This window comes from Nocardioides euryhalodurans (assembly GCF_004564375.1).
GTDB classification, from domain to species: domain Bacteria; phylum Actinomycetota; class Actinomycetes; order Propionibacteriales; family Nocardioidaceae; genus Nocardioides; species Nocardioides euryhalodurans.
Window position 1 is genome coordinate 411685 of record NZ_CP038267.1, and the last position, 14133, is coordinate 425817.

The 14133-nt window shown below is 72.6% G+C and carries 13 protein-coding genes; 10 read left to right on the forward strand and 3 right to left on the reverse strand.

Annotated elements, in window-relative coordinates; genetic code table 11:
- Position 1 precedes the first annotated feature (1 nt).
- Positions 2-931, reverse strand: a complete 930-nt coding sequence (locus tag EXE57_RS01940) for a polysaccharide deacetylase family protein (RefSeq protein WP_135073498.1) — start codon at positions 929-931, stop codon at positions 2-4.
- Positions 932-1091: 160 nt separating this feature from the next.
- On the opposite strand from EXE57_RS01940, the gene EXE57_RS01945 reads away from it, so the two are divergent.
- The 10 genes from EXE57_RS01945 to EXE57_RS01990 all read left to right on the forward strand — a co-directional run bounded on the left by EXE57_RS01945 (position 1092) and on the right by EXE57_RS01990 (position 12379).
- Positions 1092-2648, forward strand: a complete 1557-nt coding sequence (locus tag EXE57_RS01945; protein WP_135073500.1) for a GNAT family N-acetyltransferase — start codon at positions 1092-1094, stop codon at positions 2646-2648.
- Between the two features lie 66 nt (positions 2649-2714).
- Positions 2715-4076 (forward strand): Pup--protein ligase, encoded by a 1362-nt coding sequence (gene pafA, locus EXE57_RS01950; protein ID WP_135073502.1) that lies wholly within the window; start codon positions 2715-2717, stop codon positions 4074-4076.
- A 94-nt stretch (positions 4077-4170) separates the two neighbouring features.
- Positions 4171-5118, forward strand: a complete 948-nt coding sequence (locus EXE57_RS01955) for an FKBP-type peptidyl-prolyl cis-trans isomerase (RefSeq protein ID WP_135073504.1) — start codon at positions 4171-4173, stop codon at positions 5116-5118.
- A gap of 16 nt (positions 5119-5134) precedes the next feature.
- Entirely contained in the window at positions 5135-6106 is a 972-nt protein-coding gene (locus EXE57_RS01960) for a helix-turn-helix transcriptional regulator (RefSeq protein ID WP_135073506.1), read from the forward strand.
- Entirely contained in the window at positions 6103-7098 is a 996-nt protein-coding gene (locus EXE57_RS01965; RefSeq protein WP_135073508.1) for a helix-turn-helix transcriptional regulator, read from the forward strand. Before EXE57_RS01960 ends, EXE57_RS01965 begins: the two co-directional genes overlap by 4 nt.
- Positions 7099-7132: 34 nt before the next feature.
- Complete coding sequence (gene tatA / locus EXE57_RS01970) at positions 7133-7411, forward strand: Sec-independent protein translocase subunit TatA (protein WP_135073510.1); 279 nt, start codon at positions 7133-7135, stop codon at positions 7409-7411.
- Positions 7412-7487: 76 nt separating this feature from the next.
- Positions 7488-8258 carry a twin-arginine translocase subunit TatC gene (gene tatC, locus EXE57_RS01975; RefSeq protein ID WP_135073512.1) on the forward strand — a complete coding sequence of 257 codons (771 nt, stop codon included), beginning with the start codon at positions 7488-7490 and terminating at the stop codon, positions 8256-8258.
- A gap of 34 nt (positions 8259-8292) precedes the next feature.
- Positions 8293-8712 (forward strand): hypothetical protein, encoded by a 420-nt coding sequence (locus EXE57_RS01980; RefSeq protein WP_135073514.1) that lies wholly within the window; start codon positions 8293-8295, stop codon positions 8710-8712.
- 27 nt (positions 8713-8739) lie between these two features.
- Positions 8740-9633, forward strand: a complete 894-nt coding sequence (locus EXE57_RS01985; RefSeq protein WP_135073516.1) for a YegS/Rv2252/BmrU family lipid kinase — start codon at positions 8740-8742, stop codon at positions 9631-9633.
- Entirely contained in the window at positions 9620-12379 is a 2760-nt protein-coding gene (locus tag EXE57_RS01990; RefSeq protein WP_135073518.1) for a DEAD/DEAH box helicase, read from the forward strand. The genes EXE57_RS01985 and EXE57_RS01990 overlap by 14 nt, the downstream gene beginning before the upstream one ends.
- 86 nt (positions 12380-12465) lie before the next feature.
- Here the strand turns inward: EXE57_RS01990 and EXE57_RS01995 are convergent, their stop codons facing one another.
- Both EXE57_RS01995 and EXE57_RS02000 read right to left on the reverse strand, forming a co-directional pair.
- Positions 12466-13125 carry an SDR family oxidoreductase gene (locus EXE57_RS01995; RefSeq protein WP_135073520.1) on the reverse strand — a complete coding sequence of 220 codons (660 nt, stop codon included), beginning with the start codon at positions 13123-13125 and terminating at the stop codon, positions 12466-12468.
- Positions 13126-13149: 24 nt separating this feature from the next.
- Entirely contained in the window at positions 13150-14073 is a 924-nt protein-coding gene (locus tag EXE57_RS02000) for a 5'-3' exonuclease (RefSeq protein ID WP_135073522.1), read from the reverse strand.
- Between the last annotated feature and the right edge of the window lie 60 nt (positions 14074-14133).

Genomic DNA, 14133 nt, shown 5'->3' on the forward strand with positions numbered 1-14133 from the left:
CTCAGCGGCCGCCGCGGGCGTGGTGGACGGCGGGGTGCAGCCCGCTGAGGATGGTCGCGAAGCGATCGAGGGAGGTCTCGGTACCGACCCGCAGGCGGGAGATGCGCAGCCGGTCGCTGGCGGGGCCGGGGGCCTGCGCCAGCCGGTGGTCGAAGAGGAAGGCCGCCTCGTAGCCGAGCTCGCCCAGGAGCCCCTCGGCCCGCAGGTCGTGGTTGCCGTTGGGGTAGGCGAAGGCCCGGGGCGGGTGCCCGAGGACCTCGCGGATCGTGTCGTGGGCATCGACGACCTGGCGGGTCACCTCGGCGGTGTCGCACCGGTCGAGGCACGGATGTGTCCAGGTGTGGTTGCCGATCGCCACGCCTCCCTCGAGGAGGATCGCCAGCTCCTGCCTGGACAGCTGGCCCATGCTCGTGTCGACGCCGGGCGCCGCTGCCCGCAGCTCTTCGACCACCTCCACCCGGCGGGTGTCCGGCACCGTCTTGAGCCAACCGACCAGGGCGGCGGCGCTGGTGGTGGGCGTACCCGCCGCCCGGGCGCCCGCGTCGTGGAGCAGGGTCGCCTCGGTCCACCAGAAGGGCTGTCGGGTGTCGAGCAGGCCGGGCAGCACGAACGCGACCGCGGGCACGCCCCGCTCCCGCAGCAGCGGCAGCCCGGCGTCCAGGACGCTCCGGAAACCGTCGTCGAAGGTGACGAGCACGGCGTGCGGCGGGAGTGGCGGGCCGCCGGAGAGCGCGGCGAGGACGGCGTCCAGCGAGACCGGGGCGGCGTGTCGCACCACGTGGTCGAGCTGGCGGGCGAACTGCCCGGGGTCGTCGACGCCGTGGTAGGCGAGCACGGCCAGCCGGCGCGCGGCGCGGCGCGTGAAGACGGCTTGGGCAGGTGATCGTCGCAGTGCGACGTCACCGGCACGCCGAAGGGTCACCCCAGTCATGAGTCCTCCCCCGCAGACCCCGGGCCCCGAAGGTAGCAACGCGAGGGCGGCTGCAGGAAGCGGTCTAGACAGCCCGTGCCCGGCGGCGCGGGGGTGGGCCTAGCCTTGGGCCGTCGCCGGAGCGGGCACCCTTCGGCGACGTGCGATGTGAAGGGGGAGCATGGCACTCGAGACGGTGGCGTGGACGCCGGACGACGTGTCCGCGGACGACGCGGCGCAGTGGGACCGGATGGCGAGCGCGCGCGGCACCCAGGCCGACTTCTACAGCTCGCACGCGTGGTTCCGCGCGTGGCTCGACGGCCGCCCGCGCGCCGGGAGGAACGTGGTCGTGCCGGCGGTGCTCGAGGCGGGCCGGCCGGTCGCGGTGCTGCCGATGCGTCGGGAACGGTGGACCTGGGTGTCGACCAACAAGGGGCACGTGCCGCGGTTCCGCCCGGCGCTGGCCGAGGAGATCCCCGACCCTGAGGTGCTGGGGCTGCTGGTCGACCAGCTCGGGCGATCGGGAGCGCACGACCTGGTGCTGGAGGGCCTGCCGTCCCGCGATCCCGCCACGCCGTTGCTGCTCGACGCGTTTCGCGACGCCGGCTACGCGACGGAGGTCCACTCGCGGCGGACCGACAACGTGGTGCCGGTCTCGACCGACGAGGAGGCGTTCGCGCGCAGCCAGCGCAAGCTCGCCACGTCGTACCGCTCGCGGGCCAAGCGGGTGGAGCCCTACTGGGACCTCGAGGTCCACCGGTACGGCACCGGCGCGGAGCCGCTGGAGCAGGGCATCGACCTGTTCGAGGCCGTTTCGGCGCTCAGCTGGAAGGGCGCCCGCGGTGCCCAGGCCCGCCGGACCCGACGGTCGTGGCTGGAGCGGGCCGACGAGCTCGGTTGGCTGCGGCTGATGATGCTGACGCTCGACGGGCGACCGGCCGCCGGCAACATCTACTTCCGGCTCGGAGACGTGGTCTTCGGCTGGAGCACGGTCTACGACGAGCGGATGGCGGTGCTCTCGCCCGGCTACCTGCTCCACAAGCACGTCCAGGAGTCGATCGACCGCGAGCGACCGGCGCTGATGGACCTGATGCCGGGCGACAACCCCTTCAAGCAGGCGATGGACGTCGAGCAGCCGCCGCTGCTGACCGTCGAGGCGCACCGGCCGACCGTCGCACGACGAGCGACCGCGCCCGTGCGCCGCTGGGCCCGCCACACGGCGCAGCCGGCGGTCCACCGGGCCCAGATCGGGCTGGCGAAGAAGCGCAACGAGCTGCGCCGGCGCCGGACCGAGGGGGCTCCGGACCGGCGGTCGCGGGTCGAGCCCGGCAGCGGCCCGGCCCGGGGCACGGTCGCCGAGGTCGAGACCACCACGGTGCTGCAGCGCTACCTCGCCGTCGCACGGTCCCTGCCGAGCGCCGCGGCCGTGGCCGAGCTCTGGCCGGAGGACCGTTGGCTGCACGTCCAGGTGGCCGACGGCGCCGCCCTCGTACGCCTCGCCGGCTCCGGGCCCGAGGCGACCCCTCCGGGGGCGGTGGCGACGGTCCTCGACGTGGTGCCGCTCGAGGCCGGCACGGCCCTCGCCCAGGTCGCCGAGGCGGTCGCCGACCACCTCGGCGGCGCGGTGCAGGTCGTCGTCCCGGCGGCGACCCCCGAGATCGCCTCGGAGGAGGACCTGCCCTCCCTGCCGTGGACCCCTGCCCTCGTCGACGGGCCGGCCCCGCAGCAGGCACGCTGACGAACCGTTGACCACGTGTCGGCGGTTGGCCCCCAGATCTTTCGCCGTACGCCTAGTGTGGGAGCCGTGGACCGGCGGATCTTCGGGATCGAGAACGAGTACGGCGTGACGTGCACGTTCCACGGACAGCGCCGCCTGAGTCCCGACGAGGTCGCCCGCTACCTCTTCCGCAAGGTCGTCAGCTGGGGTCGCTCGAGCAACGTCTTCCTTCGCAACGGGGCCCGCCTCTACCTCGACGTCGGCAGCCACCCCGAGTACGCCACCCCCGAGTGCGACGACGTGACCGAGCTGGTCACCCACGACAAGGCGGGGGAGCGGGTGCTCGAGGGCCTGCTGCTCGATGCCGAGCAGCGGCTGCACGACGAGGGCATCGCCGGCGAGATCTACCTGTTCAAGAACAACACCGACTCCGCCGGCAACTCCTACGGCTGCCACGAGAACTACCTCGTCAGCCGGGCCGGGGAGTTCAGCCGGCTGGCCGACGTGCTGATCCCCTTCCTGGTGACGCGGCAGATCGTGGTGGGGGCCGGCAAGGTCACCCAGACGCCACGCGGCGCGACCTACAGCGTCAGCCAGCGCGCCGAGCACATCTGGGAGGGCGTCAGCAGCGCCACGACCCGTAGTCGGCCGATCATCAACACCCGCGACGAGCCGCACGCCGACGCCGAGAAGTACCGGCGGCTCCACGTCATCGTCGGCGACTCCAACATGAGCGAGACCACCACGATGCTCAAGGTCGCCAGCTGCGACCTGGTGCTGCGGATGATCGAGGAGGGGGTCGTGATGCGCGACCTCACCCTCGAGAACCCGATCCGGGCGATCCGCGAGATCTCCCACGACATGACCGGTCAGCGGCGCGTACGCCTGGCCAACGGCCGGGAGGCGAGCGCCCTGGAGATCCAGGGCGAGTACCTCTCCAAGGCCCGCGACTTCGTCGACCGCCGCCAGATCGGGACCCCGGTGATCGAGCGGGCTCTCGACCTGTGGGAGCGCGGCCTCAAGGCCGTGGAGTCCGACGACCTCGGACTGGTCGACCGTGAGATCGACTGGGTCATCAAGTGGAAGCTGATCGAGCGCTACCGCGCCCGACACGGGTTGCCGCTCGGCCACCCCCGGATCGCCCAGCTCGACCTCGCCTACCACGACATCCACCGCGGCCGGGGGCTCTACTACCTGCTCGAGAAGCGGGGCTCGGTGGCGCGTGTGACCAACGACCTGCGGATCTTCGAGGCCAAGTCGGTGCCGCCGCAGACCACCCGCGCCCGGCTGCGCGGGGAGTTCATCCGCAAGGCCCAGGAGCGCCGGCGCGACTTCACGGTCGACTGGGTGCACCTCAAGCTCAACGACCAGGCGCAGCGGACGGTGCTCTGCAAGGACCCGTTCCGGGCCCACGACGAGCGCGTGCAGCGCCTCATCGACGGAATGTGACGAACGCGGCCGGGTGCCGGAAGCGTTCAGGGTCCCCGGATAGGGTGGCGGTCGTTTGCCCCGTCCCGATCGTCGTGCAACCGAAGGTGAGAGCGTGATCCGTCGAATCCTGGCCCCCTCCCTGGCCCTGCTGCTGGGGGCGACGCTCGTCGCCTGCGGCGACGACCCGGAGGGCGACAGCTCCTCGAACACCTCGGGCTCGGGGCTCGCCGACCTGTCCATCGAGGGCGAGGTCGGCTCGAACCCCGAGGTCACCTGGGACGGCGAGCTGCAGGCCGACGACGTGGAGGTGGAGGTCGTCACCGAGGGCGACGGCGAGGAGGTCGAGGCGGGCGACAGCGTGCTCTCGCACGTCTGGATCGGCAACGGCGTGACCCAGCAGATGGCCTTCAGCACCTACGACGCCCAGACCCCCCAGCTGTTCACGGTCGACGAGGAGATGCTGAGCGAGCTGTTCATCCAGGGTCTCGAGGGTCAGACCATCGGCTCCCGGGTCGCCGTGGCCGCCTCCGCCGAGACCGCGTTCGGTCCGGCAGGCAACTCCCAGCTCGGGATCGGCAACAAGGACACCGTCGTCGCTGTCATCGACCTGCTCGAGCAGGTCCCGGACGGCCCCGAGGGTGCGGAGCAGCAGGCCCCCACCTGGGCCCCCTCCCTGGTGGGCGACGAGGAGGCTCCGACCGGCCTGGACTTCTCCGGGACGCCCAAGCCGGACGGCGAGCTGAAGTCGGCGTACCTCATCGAGGGCGAGGGCGACGCGGTCGAGAAGGGCCAGACCATCGTCGTCGACTACCTCGGCCAGGTCTACGGTGGCAAGAAGCCCTTCGACGAGAGCTTCAGCGCCCAGCCGACCTCCTTCCAGATCGGTGTCGGCGCGGTCGTCAAGGGCTGGGACCAGACGCTCGTGGGCGCCCCGGTCGGCAGCCGCGTGATCATGGCGATCCCGCCGGAGCTCGGCTACGGCAAGCAGGGCAACGAGGGCGCCGGGATCAAGGGCACCGACACCCTCTACTTCGTGGTCGACGTCCTCGCGGCCAACTGAGCTGAGGGGGACCGGGGTGGCGGCGGACAAGAGCGAGCGGCTGCTCAAGCTGCTCATCATGCTGCTCGTGCAGCAGCGCTACGTCTCCAAGGACAAGGTGCGCGAGCTGCTCTACCCCGACGCGGGCGACGAGGCCTTCGAGAGGATGTTCGAGCGCGACAAGGACGACCTGCGCTCGCTCGGCGTCCCGATCGAGGTCGGGCACCTCGACGCCTACTTCGACGACGAGCCCGGCTACCGCGTCCGCGCCGACGAGCTGCAGCTGCCCCAGATCGAGCTGAGCGCCGACGAGGCCCAGGTCGTCGGGCTCGCCACCAAGGTCTGGGAGCACGCGCGGCTCGCCGAGGCGACGACCGAGGCGGTCCGCAAGCTCGCTGCCGCCGGCGTCCCCGTCGACGCCGGGGCGCTGGACCTCGTGCAGCCTCGACTCGGGGCGGAGGAGCCGGCGTTCGACGTCTTCTGGGACGCGGCCCAGGAGCGGTGCGAGGTGGAGTTCGACTACCAGCGCCCCGGCCAGGAGGTCGCCACGCGGCGGATCCAGCCGTGGGGGGTCGTGCGCTACTCCGGCCGCTGGTACGCCGTCGGCCTCGACCTCGACCGCGGGGAGGAGCGGGTCTTCCGGCTCTCCCGCGTGCAGGGCAGCGCCCGCCGCGTCGGCCGACCCCAGGCGTACGACGTCCCCGCCGGGCTGGACATCCGCGACGTGACCCGGCGCTTCGTCCCACCCACGGCCGCCGAGCCCGTCACGCTGCTGGTCCGGACCGGGAGCGGTCACGCGTTCCGCCGCGCGGCCAGCACCGTCGAGTCCGCCGTCGAGGGGCCGGACGCGACCACCGGCTGGGACCGGCTGCTGCTCGAGCGGGGCGGGGTGGACCTCGCCGAGGAGGTGCTCGCCCACGGTCCTGACGTCTGGGTCGAGGAGCCCGCGTCGCTGCGCAGCGTGGTCGTCGACCGGCTCACCCGCAGCCTGGCGGGGGAGTCGGCATGAGCGGGCCGGGCGGGGCCAAGGAGCAGGTGGCGCGGCTGCTGACGCTGGTGCCCTACCTCCACTCCCGCGGCGAGGTGAGCCTCACCGAGGCGTCCGAGGCGCTGGGGGTGGCCCCTGCCCAGGTCGTCAAGGACCTCAAGGTGCTCTTCATGTGCGGGCTCCCCGACGGCTACCCCGACGACCTCATCGACGTGGACCTCGACGCCCTGGAGGGCGCCGAGGGCGACGGCCTGATCCGCGTCTCCAACGCCGACTACCTCGCCCGGCCTATGCGGCTGACGGCCACCGAGGCGACCGCCGTGATGGTGGCGCTGCTGGCGATGCGTGGCGGCGCCACCGACGAGACGCGGGAGGTCGTGGACCGTGCCCTGGCCAAGCTGCAGGGGGCGACCGAGGCCAGGACGACCGCGGTCATCGACCCCGGCAGCGAACCGGCGGACGCGCGCCTCGCCCGGCTGCGCGCAGACCTCGAGGACGCCGCCCGTGCCGGCCGGCAGGTGCGGCTGACCTACTGGGTCCCGGCGCGCGACGAGCAGACCGAGCGGGTGGTCGACCCGCGTCGGCTGCTCAGCACCGGCGGGGCGACGTACCTCGACGCGTGGTGCCACAGCGCCGAGGACGACCGGCTCTTCCGGCTCGACCGGATCCACGCCGCGACCGTCCTCGACACGCCGGTCTCCGCCCATGTCGAGGACGCCCGCGAGCTCGGTGAGGGGCTCTTCGACTTCGCCGCCGACGCGGAGCGGGTCACGCTGCTGCTGGACCCGGCCGTACGGTGGGTGGTCGAGTACCACCAGGTCGAGGAGGTCCGTCCCAGGCCGGACGGCACCCTCGAGGCGGACCTGCTCGTGGCGGACCGGCGCTGGCTGACGCGCCTGCTGCTGCGGCTCGCGCCGCACGCGCGGGTGGTCTCGCCCGAGGGACATCATCAGGAGTTCACCTCCCGGGCACAGGCAACGCTCAGCCTCTACGACGGAGGCGGCGTACAGTAGTGGAAGACCGAGACCGGGATGTGAGGAACTGCTGATGAATGCGCTGATCGCTGTGCCAGGTGGCTGGGAGCTCATGCTCATCGTGCTCGTGATCCTGCTGCTGTTCGGCGCCAAGAAGCTGCCCGAGCTCGCACGCGGCAGCGGCCGGGCGCTGCGGATCTTCAAGGCCGAGACCAAGGGCCTGATCGACGACGAGGACGACGAGTCCAAGACGCCCGAGCAGCGCGAGATCGAGGCCCGCAACGCCCAGGCCCAGACCGACGTCGTGAGCGACGACCCGGTGGTCCGCGAGCAGCGCGACACCACGACCTGACCCGGCGGTGAGGGTCTCAGGCTTCCTCGGTCTCTTCGCCGGAAAGCCCCATCACCCCGTCGGTCCCGACGGGAAGATGGCGCTCTCCGACCACCTGCGCGAGCTGCGCGCCCGGGTCCTCAAGATCGCGGTCGTGATCACGGTCGGCCTGGTGGTGTCGCTGTTCTTCTTCGACCAGATCTTCGCGCTCGTCCTCGAGCCGTACGCCGCGGCGCAGGCCGCGCTCGGGGAGGACGTCCGCACCGAGGCGACCATCGCCGGCGCCGGCGGCCCGCTGATGCTCTACCTCAAGCTGTGCGGCCTGGTGTCGGTGGTGCTGACCAGCCCGTTCTGGCTCTACCAGATCTGGGCGTTCATCCTGCCCGGGCTCCACGACAAGGAGCGCAAGTGGAGTCGGGTCTTTGCCGCGATCGCGGGCCCGCTCTTCCTCGCCGGCGTCGTGCTGGGCTACCTCACGCTGCCCAAGGGCCTGGAGATCCTGATCGGCCTCACCCCGGGCGACCTCACCAACCTGGTGGAGTTCGGGGACTACCTCACCTTCCTGATCCGGACCCTGCTGGTCTTCGGCATCGCCTTCGAGATCCCGGTGTTCGTGATCCTGCTCAACCTCGCCGGCGTGCTGCCGGGCGCCGCCCTGGGCGCCCACCGGGCGTGGATCGTCATCGGGACCTTCGTGTTCGCGGCGATCGCGACCCCTTCGACGGACCCCTTCACGATGCTGTTCCTCGCGGTGCCGATGGTCGTGCTGTTCGCGATCTCCGAGGTGATCGCGCGCTTCCTGGACAAGCGCCGGGCCCAGGCCGACCCGGCCGCGGGGCTCGCCGACGACGAGCTCTCGCCCATCTGACGACGCGCCGGGACGGTCTGACAGGGTGGAGCCCGTGGCGACCCCGAGACTGTCCGAGGTGGACCCGTTCGACCTGCCGGAGTGGCTCGGCACCGGCGAGGTGACCTGGGAGTCCCAGACCGGGCTCCGGACCGGCCACCTCGTCCACGGCGACCTCACCGACACCGCGGGCGAACGGCTTCCCTGCGACCTGCTCGCCGTCGACGAGGCCTACCCGGCCCCCGTGGTCGACGAGGCTGGCCGCTCCCGCGCCCACCAGGCGTGGCAGCACGACCAGGTGCTCCTCGCCGAGTACGACGGCCGGCTGGTGATGGGCGTCCCCGGAACCGGCTTCGACGCCGACCGGGTGCTGGAGGCGCTGCGGCGGCTCGCGAAGGCCGTCGGCGCCTCGCCCGACCACGTCGGTGCCCGGCTGCGGATCGGAGACCGGTCGCCGCGCCGTGCCGGACGCTAGCGACCCGCGGCAGTAGGGTCGGGTCCCATGGACGCGGGCACGGCTCCGGTGGCCCGCGAGGTCGCCCTGCTGACCAACCCGACGGCCGGCAAGGGGCGCGGTCTGGCGGCACGTGCGGTCGCCCTCCGCCGGTTGCGCGAGGCGGGCTTCGTGGTCCGCGACCTGGTCGGTGGCGACGCCGGCGAGTCGCTCGACCTCGCGCGCGACGCCGTGGCCGACGGGGTCTGGGCGCTGGTGGTGGTCGGCGGCGACGGGATGGTCCACCTCGGGGTGCAGGCCGTGGCCGCGACCGGGGTCCACCTGGGGATCGTCCCTGCCGGGACCGGCAACGACGTGGCCCGCTACCTCGACCTGCCCCGCAAGGACCCGGCTGCCGCGGCGGACCGGGTCGTCGCCTCGACGCCGCGCCGGCTCGACCTGGCCCGCACCGGACCGACGTACTTCGTCACGGTGCTCGCGGCCGGCTTCGACGCGGTCGTCAACGAGCGCGCCAACGCCATGACCTGGCCGCGTGGCCAGATGCGCTACAACCTCGCCACGCTGGCCGAGCTGCGTACCTTCGAGCCGATCTCCTACACGCTGGACCTCGACGGAGAGGTCCACCGGCTCGACGCGATGCTGGTCGCGGTCGGCAACGGGCCGTCCTTCGGGGGCGGGCTCCGGATCACGGAGGGGGCGCTGCTCGACGACGGCCTGCTCGACGTGGTGGTGATCCGGCCGATGAGCAGGCCGGGGCTGGTGCGGGCGTACCCCAAGCTGTTCCGCGGCACCCACGTGCACCTGCCGGAGTACGAGCACCACCGGGTGCGTAGCGTGACGGTGGCGGCACCGGGGATCGTCGCGTACGCCGACGGCGAGCGGATCGGTGGGCTGCCCCTGACCATCACCAGCCAGCCGGGAGCACTCAGTGTCCTCTCCTGACGTCCGGCCCAGCGCCGGCCACCCCGTCTTCGACGACTTCACCGGCCTCTACGACTTCCCGCTCGACGGTTTCCAGGTCGAGGCCTGCCACGCGATCGAGGAGGGTCGGGGCGTCCTGGTCGCGGCGCCGACCGGCTCCGGCAAGACGATCGTCGGGGAGTTCGCGATCCACCTCGCGCTCGCCACGGGCCGCAAGTGCTTCTACACGACCCCGATCAAGGCGCTGTCCAACCAGAAGTACCACGACCTCGTCGCGCGCTACGGCGAGGACCGGGTGGGGTTGCTGACCGGCGACCACACGATCAACGGCGAGGCCCCGGTGGTCGTGATGACCACCGAGGTGCTGCGCAACATGCTGTACGCCGGCTCCCGCACCCTCCTCGGCCTCGGGTTCGTGGTCATGGACGAGGTCCACTACCTCGCCGATCGCGACCGCGGGGCGGTGTGGGAGGAGATCATCATCCACCTGCCCGAGTCGGTGGCCCTGGTCTCGCTGTCCGCGACCGTGTCCAACGCCGAGGAGTTCGGCGAGTGGCTGCAGACGGTGCGCGGCGAGGTCGACACCATCGTCGAGGAGCGCCGCCCGGTGCCGCTCTACCAGCACGTGATGGTCGGCCGGAAGCTGCTCGACCTGTTCGCGGTCTCCGACGTCGACGCCGCCGCCGGCTTCGTCAAGGAAGGCACGCCCGTCAACCGCGAGCTCGAGCGGGTGGCCCGCGACGACTGGGCGAGCAGCCGGTTGATGCGCGACCGCCGCTCCCCGCGCAAGGGCCGGCCCGGGTCGTCGAAGAACCCGCGCAGCGTGGGCAACGGCCGGCGGGTCTGGATCCCCAGCCGGGTCGAGGTCGTCGACCGGCTCGAGCGCGAGGGACTGCTGCCCGCGATCAACTTCGTCTTCAGCCGGGTCGGCTGCGACGCGGCGGTGACCCAGTGCCTGGCGGCGAACGTCCGGCTCACCACCCCCGAGGAGCGCGACACGATCTTCGCGTTCGTAGAGGAGGCGTGCCGCCACCTGCCCGACGAGGACCGCCACGTCCTCGGCTACCACGACTTCCTGGACGGCCTCACCCGCGGCGTCGCCGCCCACCACGCGGGCATGCTGCCGGCCTTCAAGCAGGTCGTCGAGCAGCTCTTCGTGCGCAACCTGTGCAAGGTGGTCTTCGCCACCGAGACCCTGGCGCTCGGCATCAACATGCCCGCCCGGACGGTCGTGATCGAGAAGCTCAGCAAGTGGAACGGCGAGACCCACGCCGACCTGACGCCGGGGGAGTACACCCAGCTCACCGGCCGGGCCGGGCGTCGCGGCCTCGACGTCGAGGGCCACGGGGTGGTGCTCTGGCAGCCGGGCATGAACCCCCGCGAGCTGGCCGGGCTCGCCTCGACCCGGACCTACCCGCTCCGGTCGAGCTTCCGGCCGTCGTACAACATGGCGGTCAACCTGGTCCACCAGTTCGGGCGCTCCCGCTCGCGGGACCTCCTCGAGCAGTCCTTCGCCCAGTTCCAGGCCGACAAGGGCGTGGTCGGGCTGGCGCGTCAGCTGCGCAAGAGCGACGAGGCGCTCGCCGGCTACGCCGAGGCGGCGACGTGCGACCGCGGCGACTTCATGGAGTACGCCGGGATCCGCCGCGCGATCTCCGACCTCGAGAAGTCGGCCGCCAGGGAGCGCAAGGCCGACCGTCGGGGCGAGGTCGTGGGGTCGCTGCGGCGGCTGAGGATCGGTGACGTGATCGAGGTGCCCGCCGGCAAGTTCGCCGGCTTCGCCGTCGTCATCGACCCCGGCACAGCGGGAGAGGAGCCCCGCCCCTACGTCCTCACCGCCGATCGGCAGGCGCGCCGCCTGAACCTGCTCGACTTCCCGACCCCGGTCGTCGCCGCCACCCGGATCCGGGTGCCCAAGAGCTTCAACGGCCGCAACCCGCAGATGCGGCGTGACCTCGCGTCCACGCTGCGCAACCGGACGCACGACCTGACGCCGCCGCCCCCGCCCCGGCGCACCGAGCGGGAGGTCCGAGGCGACGAGCGGGTCGAGAAGCTCCGGCGCGAGCTGAGGGCGCACCCGTGCCACGACTGCCCGGATCGCGAGCAGCACGCACGCTGGGCCGAGCGGTGGTTCAAGCTCGACCGCGACTCGGCCACGCTGCGGCGCCGCATCGAGCAGCGCACCAACACCGTCGCGCGGCAGTTCGACCGGGTCTGCGAGGTGCTGACGGCGCTGGACTACCTCGAGGGCGACCGGGTCACCGATCGCGGCGGCCACCTGCGGCGGCTCTACTCCGACATGGACCTGGTGGCTGCGGAGTCGCTGCGACGCGGCCTGTGGGACGGCCTGGACGCCTCGGAGCTCGCCTCGGCCCTGTCGGTGCTGGTCTTCGAGGCGCGTCGACCCGACGACGCCTCGTCGCCCCGGATGCCCCCCGGGCCGGTGCGCGACGCCATCGCGGCCACCGTCCACGTGTGGAGCGAGCTCGACGCGCTCGAGCGCGACCACCGGCTCGACTTCCTCCGTCAACCCGACCTCGGCTTCGCGTGGGCCGCCCACCGGTGGGCCGAGGGCGACGAGCTCGACGACGTGCTGACGGTGACCGACCTGGCCGCCGGAGACTTCGTCCGGTGGGTCAAGCAGCTGCTCGACCTCACCGGTCAGGTGGCCGATGCCGCAGGATCGGGCCCCCTGCGCGAGACCGCCCGCGAGGCCGTACGCCGGCTCAAGCGGGGCGTGGTCGCCTACTCCTCGTTCACCGAGTGAGGCGCCCGGATCGATAGTGCGTCACGAATCGGTCGTGACGCGAGCCGATCCACAACCGATCCGTGACGGACTATCGGAGGATCCGGTCAGCCGGCAGCCGCAGCGACGGCCTCGGCGACGGGGGAGTCGCCCTCGACGAGGACCCACTGCCTGCCGATCGAGGAGGGTGACTCCAGGACGGCGGCCACGACCTCGGCGACGTCGGCGCGGGGGACGTCGCCACGCGGCAGGTCCGCGCCGAGCTGCACCCGCCCGGTCCCCGGGTCGTCGGTCAGCCGGCCCGGTCGCAGGATCGTCCAGTCGAGGGCACTGGCGCGCAGCGCCGCGTCGGCGTCGCGCTTGGCCTCGACGTAGGCCCGCCACACCGGCTCGACGTCGTCGCCCAGCGGCTCGTCGACGCCGATCGCCGAGATCTGGACGAACCGGCGGATGCCGGCGCCGGTGGCACCCTCGATCGACTTCAGCGAGCCCTCCAGGTCCACCGTGCGCTTGCGCTCGATGTTGCCGTCAGGCCCGCCTCCGGCGGCGAAGACCACGGCCTCGCAGCCCTCGAAGGCGGCCGCGAACCCCGCGGCGTCCTCGGACTCGATGTCGAGCCGGCGGGTCTCGACCCCCGTCGCTTCGAGCGCGGCGGCCTGCTCGGCCGACCTCACGAGCGCCACCGGCTGGTGTCCCGCCCCGAGCAGCATGGGGTGGAGCAGCCGGGCGATCTGTCCGTTTCCTCCGACGACGGCGATACGAGTCATGCCTCCACCGTAACGAGCGCGTGGTCAGCGGGAGGCGAGCGTCTCGACCAGCCGGTCGACCGGCCCGGAGAGGTTGAACTCCTGGGCCAGCGCGGCCACGAGCTCGGGGTCGGCCGGCTCCCGGGGGAGGGTCGCGTCGTGATCGGCCGGGGTCAGGTCGCGGGCGACGGCGACGACCTGCGGGGCGACGGCGAGGTAGTCGGCCGCGGCCCGGATCTTGCTGCGCGGGTTGGGACCGAGGTCGGAGTCGGGGTCCTCGACGGCGGCGAGGATGCCGGGCACGTCGCCGAAACGCTGCAGCAGCGTCGCCGCGGTCTTCTCGCCGACCCCCGCCACGCCGGGCAGGCCGTCGGAGGCGTCGCCGCGCAGGGTCGCGAAGTCGGCGTACTGGTGGGCCTCGACGGCGTACTTGTCGCGGACCACCTGGGCGGTGACCCGCTCGTGCCTGCCGACGCCGCGGGCGATGTAGAGGATCCGGACGCCGGCCTCGTCGTCGACGAGCTGGAAGAGGTCGCGGTCACCGGTGACCACGTCGACCGGCATCCCGGCCCCGGTCGCGAGGGTGCCGATGACGTCGTCGGCCTCGTAGCCGTCGACCCCGACGACCGCGATCCCGAACGCCTCCAGCACGGCCCGGATCACCGGCACCTGCTGCTCGAGCGGGTCCGGCACCTCCTCGATGTCGGGCTGGTCCCCCGGACGGGCGGCGACGACGCGGTGCGACTTGTAGGACGGGATCAGGTCGACGCGCCACTGCGGCCGCCAGTCGTTGTCCCAGCAGCACACGAGGTGAGTGGGGTGGTACTCGCCGACGAGCCTGCTGATGAAGTCGAGCAGGCCGCGGACGGCGTTGACGGGCGTGCCGTTGTCGGCCTTGATCTCCGGCACCCCGAAGAAGGCGCGGAAGTACATCGAGGCGGTGTCGAGCAGCATCAGGCGTTCGGTCACGCGCGCCAGTCTGGCACCCGCGACCGACGCTGCCGCGGAGTCGTCGCCGATCCAGGCCGC